At 45.0% G+C, this 6,987-nt stretch carries 6 protein-coding genes and 6 tRNA genes; 10 read left to right on the top strand and 2 right to left on the bottom strand.

Translation table 11 applies throughout. The annotated features are described in order from the left end of the window. The first annotated feature begins 70 nt into the window (after window positions 1-70). Window positions 71-1,057, top strand: coding sequence for a fumarylacetoacetate hydrolase family protein (locus tag KU855_RS04100; protein WP_218529080.1), 987 nt, complete (start codon window positions 71-73; stop codon window positions 1,055-1,057). Window positions 1,058-1,114: 57 nt separating this feature from the next. Next, the gene (gene maiA / locus KU855_RS04105; RefSeq protein ID WP_218529081.1) at window positions 1,115-1,771 is read left to right on the top strand and encodes a maleylacetoacetate isomerase; all 657 of its coding nucleotides are present in this window, start codon (window positions 1,115-1,117) and stop codon (window positions 1,769-1,771) included. Between the two features lies 1 nt (window position 1,772). Here maiA and KU855_RS04110 read toward each other — a convergent pair whose 3' ends face one another. After that, on the bottom strand, window positions 1,773-2,657 hold the full coding sequence (locus KU855_RS04110) for a LysR family transcriptional regulator (RefSeq protein ID WP_218529082.1): 885 nt from the start codon (window positions 2,655-2,657) through the stop codon (window positions 1,773-1,775). A 98-nt stretch (window positions 2,658-2,755) separates the two neighbouring features. On the opposite strand from KU855_RS04110, the gene KU855_RS04115 reads away from it, so the two are divergent. Then, the gene (locus KU855_RS04115) at window positions 2,756-3,958 is read left to right on the top strand and encodes an MFS transporter (RefSeq protein ID WP_218529083.1); all 1,203 of its coding nucleotides are present in this window, start codon (window positions 2,756-2,758) and stop codon (window positions 3,956-3,958) included. Here the strand turns inward: KU855_RS04115 and KU855_RS04120 are convergent, their stop codons facing one another. Next, the gene (locus tag KU855_RS04120; RefSeq protein WP_218529084.1) at window positions 3,959-4,186 is read right to left on the bottom strand and encodes a hypothetical protein; all 228 of its coding nucleotides are present in this window, start codon (window positions 4,184-4,186) and stop codon (window positions 3,959-3,961) included. Between the two features lie 286 nt (window positions 4,187-4,472). On the opposite strand from KU855_RS04120, the gene gltX reads away from it, so the two are divergent. The 7 genes from gltX (at window position 4,473) to KU855_RS04155 (ending at window position 6,972) form a co-directional block, all read left to right on the top strand. Then, window positions 4,473-5,882: a glutamate--tRNA ligase gene (gene gltX / locus KU855_RS04125; protein ID WP_218529085.1), complete on the top strand. Its 1,410-nt coding sequence runs from the start codon at window positions 4,473-4,475 to the stop codon at window positions 5,880-5,882. 99 nt (window positions 5,883-5,981) lie between these two features. Next, window positions 5,982-6,057 (top strand) — tRNA-Ala (locus KU855_RS04130). A gap of 62 nt (window positions 6,058-6,119) precedes the next feature. Then, window positions 6,120-6,195, top strand: a tRNA-Glu gene (locus KU855_RS04135). 189 nt (window positions 6,196-6,384) lie between these two features. Then, window positions 6,385-6,460, top strand: a tRNA-Glu gene (locus tag KU855_RS04140). A gap of 33 nt (window positions 6,461-6,493) precedes the next feature. Then, a tRNA-Ala gene (locus KU855_RS04145) sits at window positions 6,494-6,569 on the top strand. A 61-nt stretch (window positions 6,570-6,630) separates the two neighbouring features. Then, window positions 6,631-6,706, top strand: a tRNA-Glu gene (locus KU855_RS04150). A gap of 190 nt (window positions 6,707-6,896) precedes the next feature. Beyond that, window positions 6,897-6,972, top strand: a tRNA-Glu gene (locus KU855_RS04155). Window positions 6,973-6,987: the final 15 nt, after the last annotated feature.

Below are 6,987 nucleotides of genomic sequence, written 5' to 3' on the forward strand. Positions count from 1 at the left end.
CCAGACAAGAGGCAGATGCCATCACTGAACCAGTCATTGACTGGACAGAGCACAAAGGATAGGAGCAAATATGAAGTTAGCGAGTTATCGGAATGGTCGCAAAGACGGCCAGTTAGTCTTAGTTAGTCGTGATCTAACCCGTGCTGTGGCCGTGCCTGCAATTGCCCATACCATGCAACAACTGATTGATCAGTGGGATTTATTAGTTCCTCAGTTGCAGGAATTATACGATGCTTTAAACGCCGGCCAAATTGATAATGCTATCGATTTTGACCAGCGGTTATGTTTATCGCCATTACCCCGTGCTTATCAATGGGCCGATGGCAGTGCCTACGTGAATCACGTGGAATTGGTGAGAAAAGCACGCGGTGCCGAAATGCCGGAATCATTTTGGACCGATCCCTTGGTGTATCAAGGCGGATCAGATAGCTTTATTGCACCAACGGATCCAATCCCACTTGCGGATGAAGCTTGGGGCATTGATTTTGAATCCGAAATTGCCATCATTACCGATGATGTGCCTATGGGGGTATCGGCACAAGATGCGGGCGAGCATATTAAATTGCTGATGTTAGTTAATGATGTCTCTTTACGTAATCTTATCCCGGGTGAATTAGCTAAAGGCTTTGGATTTTTTCAATCTAAGCCATCTAGCAGTTTTTCACCTGTTGCCATTACTCCTGATGAATTGGGCGATAAGTGGCAAGCATCGAAAGTTCATTTACCTCTGATCACGCATTTAAATAATGAGTTATTTGGCCAACCCAATGCTGGGGTGGATATGACATTTAGCTTTGCTGAGTTAATTGCGCATGTTGCCCGTACACGTCCGTTAGGGGCCGGTGCCATTATAGGCTCTGGTACTATCTCTAATTATGATCGCAGTGCTGGCTCAAGCTGCCTAGCCGAAAAGCGTATGCTCGAAGTGATTGCCGAAGGCCAAGCGGTGACACCATTTATGGGATTTGGTGATACCGTACGGATTGAAATGCTTGATGACGCTGGCGTCAGTATTTTTGGTGCCATTGATCAGCAAGTGGTGCAGTACCAACCATAAATTGTTCATTGATTAATTATCGGGGCTCAGCCCCGATTTTTGATGTAAGGAGGCAAGATGTTAACGTTATACGGGTACTGGCGCTCGAGTGCGGCCTATCGAGTCCGCATCGCCTTAGGGCTAAAGTCTTTAGCGGCTGAGCAAATTTCTGTGCATCTTGTCAAAGATGGTGGTGAGCAACATAAGTCAGATTACCAAGCTCTCAATCCGCAACAGTTGGTGCCAACCTTAATGGTGAAGCAAGCAAATCAACCCGCGGTGGTATTAACTCAGTCGCTCGCCATCATCGAATATTTAGAAGAGTGTTATCCTGCCAATCCATTGTTGCCTGCCAATGCAGTCGATAGGGCTCATGTTCGTGCCATGGCGCAGCTCGTAGCATGTGATACTCACCCCCTTAATAACTTACGTGTTCTCCAATACCTAGAGCATGAGATGGGGCAGGATAGCGACGCTCGTAAGCAGTGGTACCATGCATGGATACATAAGAGTTTTAAAGCGTTAGAAACGCTTCTGAGTCAGTCTCCTTCATCTTGTTGTTTTGGCGATACTCCGACCCTAGCTGATATTTGTTTAATTCCGCAAGTGTATAACGCTAAACGATTTGGGCTTGATATGAGTCGCTATCCTCATATATCCCGCGTTAATGATCATTGCTTAAGCTTAGCCGCATTTATTCAGGCGATTCCTGAGAATCAGGCGGATGCTAACTAAGTTAGGTGGCATTGTTCAGTAGGAACTCGACGAAGGCGGTATCGGCACTGCTGAGAGGTTTTCCTTTTTTCCAAGCAATATAGAGATCTAAACTAATGGGGGGGTCAAAAGGGATAGGGTGGATCTTATCTTCTTGATTCACCGCCATATTTAGCACACTACTAATGGCAAATCCTTGAGAAACTAATTGTTTAATTAGGTTGATCAAATTGGTTTCAAACGCAATTTTCGGAGTGATATCAAGTAGTTTCGCTTGCGCTAATAACCATTCTCGATGGAAGTAGCCGGTTTTAAACATCACTAAATCATGCTGTAAAAATTGGCTTAAACTGAGGCTACTGTGTTCTGCCAGCGGGTGATCCCAACCAACGGCGGCGACCATTTGCTCTTGTAATAAAAAATGGCCATCGAAGTGATCTTGCATATCGTGACCTGTGATAATGGCGATATCAACTTCTTCTTGATTTAGCATGCGCAATGTATCCCGAGTTCCCCCTTCAAATAACGACAGTTTGATATTGTCATGCAGATGCCTAAATGCCATTAGCCGCCGTGGTAAATAGAAAGAGCCGAGCATGCCCGGCACAGCAATGCGAACTTCTCCCATACTCAATGAAGCCATGCTGCGAATATGGTGCTCAGCCTGTTCCATTTGTCCAAGAATAATTTTGGCATGTTGGTAAAGAGCTTCACCTTCAGCGGTCAGACTGATGGATTTATCAGATTTACCGGCGCTTCGATTCACCAGTTTGACATTGAACTCAGTTTCGAGTTTTTTCAAACTTTGGCTTAAGGCCGGTTGAGCAATCTGTAAATGCATTGCCGCAGTGGTAAAACTGCCATGTTGGATCAAACTACAAAAATGCTGTAACTGCCTAAAATCCATAATATAAGCCAAATCAATATTTATCGCGTTAAATATATATTATTTTTATTTTTAATGGCTTGCTAGTCTAATGGGGAATAAATTGATTGGATTGGCAGATGTTTACTGTTTTTTATGGCGCTGAGAGTCGCGATGGTCTTCGCGGGTTAAAGCTTATTCTTGCGCTAAGCCTAGCGTCACTGGCTCTTTATATAAATCTTTATGTGTTCCAAGGCATGTTGCCTGCCATTGCAGAGCAGTTTGCTGTGTTGCCCAGTCATGCCAGTCTATTGTTGTCGATTGGTACTTTGAGTATGGCCGTCTCATTGCTGTTTGTTGCTATCTTGTCAGACAAATTTGGCCGACGTACTCCCATTATGCTGAGCCTGGTCGCTCTGCTGGTCGTCGATCTCATGTTTCTTTTTGTGACTAGTTTCGAGCAATTGCTATGGGTGCGGTTACTCCAAGGCGTGACCTTAGCAGTACTTCCTGCGACTGCGATGGCGTTGTTTAAAGAGCAACTCGACACTAAGCAGTTACTTGTGGCTGGTGCGGTATATATTGCGATGAATAGTCTTGGCGGGATTGGCGGGCGTATCTTAGGCGGATTGTTTTCACAATATTTATCGTGGTCGGCAAGTGTGTGGGGATTAATGTTAGTGACCCTAGTATTAGCGGCGCCAGCATTGTGGTTACTGCGAGAAACAACCGCGGGTTTTATCCCGCCTCCTCATCATGCCCAAAAAAGAGATATGTTGACCGGTTTTTGGCTGCATTTGTCGCATCCAAGTCTCCGATTAACCTATGTTGTTGGCGCATTAGCATTTTTAGTGATGGTCAACCAATTCAGTTTTATTCAGTTACATTTGATGGCGTCGCCTTATAACTTAAATAGATTAGAGGTGACCTTAATATTCTTATGTTACTTAAGCGGGACTTGGGTTTCATTTCATTCTGTCAAAGCGATTAATCATTTTGGCCATAAACGCTTATTGCCGATGGGCGCTTTAATGATGTTGTTAGGGACGAGCTTAACTTGGTTTGCTCCTATCACTATGATCATACTCGGCTTTTTGTTGTCATCGCTGGGTTTTTTCTTGATCCATAGTGCGTGTAACAGCTATGTAGCTGTCACGGCACGTGAGCATAAGGCGAAAGCCACCTCATTATATTTATGTTGTTACTATCTGGGCGCCGCCATTGGCGGCCCATTACTGATGCCAAGTTGGTTAGCCTTGGGGTGGCATGGCGTCGTCTATACATCAAGCTTAATCTTACTGGTTTTGTTCGGTGTTAGTCGTCATTTAGCACGCATTAAGTAGCTATTTAACTTGAGTGATGCGCTTGAGGATGGCATCACTTGGCAGTAAGGATAAATGACCTTGCTCATCAAAATACCAGCCAGTGATATACCCCTTATGACGCATGTCCACTAAGTTGTGCATGATTTCTTTGGCTTCATTTTGCGCACTTTGGTCATCGTAATCGTTAACCTGTTTGAGATAAGCGATAATGCTGGATAGTGATGCTGATTGACTGACGTGGGCCATGTTTGTGACTCCTGACAGTTGCGGGTGATCATTAGTCAAGCACAGTAAGGGGCCGAGGGCAAAAACCGATTCGATTTATATTTGCCTTCACTCGGTATTCGGGCGAGGTGGTTTTTATAGAGTTTTAGTCGCCATCGCTGTCATATTTCATCTGAAATTTATCGTTTGGCGCAGCAGCAAGCCTTTTTAGAGTTAGCTTAGGCTGCTAGAATGTAGCCACAGTATCGTTCTGATACAGCTTTTTACTCTTTAGCTGTAAATCTCAATCTATAAAGGTCAGTGTCCGATGACAACTAAAACGCGTTTTGCTCCAAGTCCAACGGGATTTTTACATGTAGGCGGTGCCCGTACGGCATTATATTCTTGGCTACACGCTCGTGCTAATCATGGCGAGTTTGTATTGCGTATTGAAGACACAGATATTGAACGTTCAACTCAAGAAGCGTGTGACGCTATTCTTGAAGGCATGGAATGGTTAGGTTTGACTTGGGATGAAGGCCCATTTTATCAAACTAAGCGTTTTGACCGCTACAATGAAATTATTGCAAAGATGCTTGCTGATGGTACTGCCTATAAGTGCTATTGCTCAAAAGAGCGTTTAGAAGTCATGCGTGAAGAGCAAGCCGCAAAAGGCGAACGTCAGCGCTATGATGGTTGTTGTCGTGATCTTGCTCCTCGTGGATCTGATGAGCCATTTGTGGTTCGATTTAGAAATCCGTTAACAGGCTCAGTGATTTTTGACGACCATGTTCGTGGCCGTATTGAAATCTCTAACGAAGAATTAGACGATTTGATCATTGCTCGTACTGACGGTGTACCTACCTATAACTTCTGTGTGGTGGTCGATGATTGGGATATGGGCATCACCTGTGTTGTACGTGGTGAAGATCATATCAACAACACCCCAAAACAAATCAATATTTTAAAAGCCTTGGGTGCTCCGATCCCTGAATATGCGCATGTAGCAATGATTTTAGGCGATGATGGTGCCAAGTTGTCTAAGCGTCATGGTGCGATTAGCGTTATGCAGTACCGCGATGATGGTTTCTTACCTGAAGCACTGCTGAATTATTTAGTACGTTTAGGTTGGTCTCATGGCGATCAGGAAGTTTTCTCAATTGATGAGATGATTGAGTTCTTTAAACTTGATGATATCAATAAGGCAGCCTCTGCGTTTAATACTGAAAAGTTAATCTGGTTAAACCAACACTATATTAAGGCGCTTGACCCTGAGTATGTTGCTCAACATTTATTGTGGCATATGAATGATCAGCAGATTGATATGAGTCAAGGCCCAGAACTGACTGCTGTTGTCAGCGCTTTATCTGAGCGAGCTAAAACGCTGAAGGAATTAGCGCAATCGAGCCGTTATTTTTACGAAGATTTTGAGCAGTTCGATGAGGCAGCAGCTAAAAAGCATTTACGTGGCGTAGCCTTAGAACCATTAACCTTAGTTCAAACTAAGTTGGCTGCACTGACAGAGTGGTCTCAAGAAGCCATTCATCAAGTCATTGAAGATACCGCAACTGAATTAGACGTCGGTATGGGCAAAGTCGGTATGCCGTTACGAGTAGCGGTTACAGGGGCAGGGCAGTCACCTGCGTTAGATTTAACCATGTTACTCATTGGACAGGCTCGTTGTGCGCAGAGATTATCCAAGGCGGTTGAATTTGTAGCAAACAGAGTAAATTCCTAAAAAACCCGTTGACACTTTTGGGTGTGCTGCATAGAATGCGCTCGCAGTTGAGGGCAAGGTTGGAAAACAGCAGTGCACTCAAAAGTAAGGAAAACTTAAGGGGTTATAGCTCAGCTGGGAGAGCGCTTGCATGGCATGCAAGAGGTCCACGGTTCGATCCCGTGTAGCTCCACCATCTTTTTCAGATTTCTGACATCGATGAACTCGTTTAAGTAGAGTCTAAACACTTAAGTCCGGGTCCCCTTCGTCTAGAGGCCTAGGACACCGCCCTTTCACGGCGGTAACAGGGGTTCGAATCCCCTAGGGGATACCAATTTTTGCAGTGTTTTAAAAACCTGCACTCGTTTAAGTCGAGTTAAAACACTTAAGTCCAGGTCCCTTCGTCTAGAGGGAAAAGACTAGGACACCGCGCTCTTGATTTAATAAAGAGTCGGCGGTAACCGGGGTTCGACGTTATTTGGATCTCACTCGTTTAAGTGGAGTCTAAACACTTAAGTCCAGGGTCCCCTTCGTCTAGAGGCCTAGGACACCGCCCTTTCACGGCGGTAACAGGGGTTCGAATCCCCTAGGGGATACCAAAATTACTGAGTTTTTGTTTGTGACAAGAATTCGGGGCTATAGCTCAGCTGGGAGAGCGCTTGCATGGCATGCAAGAGGTCCACGGTTCGATCCCGTGTAGCTCCACCAATTTCACAGTGTTAGTAAATGCTGTACTCGTTTAAGTGGAGTTAAAACACTTAAGTCCAGGGTCCCCTTCGTCTAGAGGCCTAGGACACCGCCCTTTCACGGCGGTAACAGGGGTTCGAATCCCCTAGGGGATACCAATTTTTGCAGTGTTTTAAAAACCTGTACTCGTTTAAGTGGAGTCTAAACACTTAAGTCCGGGTCCCTTCGTCTAGAGGGAAAAGACTAGGACACCGCGCTCTTGATTTAATAAAGAGTCGGCGGTAACCGAGGTTCGATGTTAATTTGGATCTCACTCGTTTAAGTGGAGTTAAAACACTTAAGTCCAGGGTCCCCTTCGTCTAGAGGCCTAGGACACCGCCCTTTCACGGCGGTAACAGGGGTTCGAATCCCCTAGGGGATACCAATTTTTGCAGTGTTT

This window comes from Shewanella sp. NIFS-20-20, assembly GCF_019209865.1.
Taxonomy (GTDB): domain Bacteria; phylum Pseudomonadota; class Gammaproteobacteria; order Enterobacterales; family Shewanellaceae; genus Shewanella.

Coding starts and splice junctions, on each gene's coding strand:
- KU855_RS04100 (WP_218529080.1), top strand. CDS start 71: ATGAAGTTAGCGAGTTATCGGAATGGTCGCAAAGACGGCCAGTTAGTC.
- maiA (WP_218529081.1), top strand. CDS start 1,115: ATGTTAACGTTATACGGGTACTGGCGCTCGAGTGCGGCCTATCGAGTC.
- KU855_RS04110 (WP_218529082.1), bottom strand. CDS start 2,657: ATGGATTTTAGGCAGTTACAGCATTTTTGTAGTTTGATCCAACATGGC.
- KU855_RS04115 (WP_218529083.1), top strand. CDS start 2,756: ATGTTTACTGTTTTTTATGGCGCTGAGAGTCGCGATGGTCTTCGCGGG.
- KU855_RS04120 (WP_218529084.1), bottom strand. CDS start 4,186: ATGGCCCACGTCAGTCAATCAGCATCACTATCCAGCATTATCGCTTAT.
- gltX (WP_218529085.1), top strand. CDS start 4,473: ATGACAACTAAAACGCGTTTTGCTCCAAGTCCAACGGGATTTTTACAT.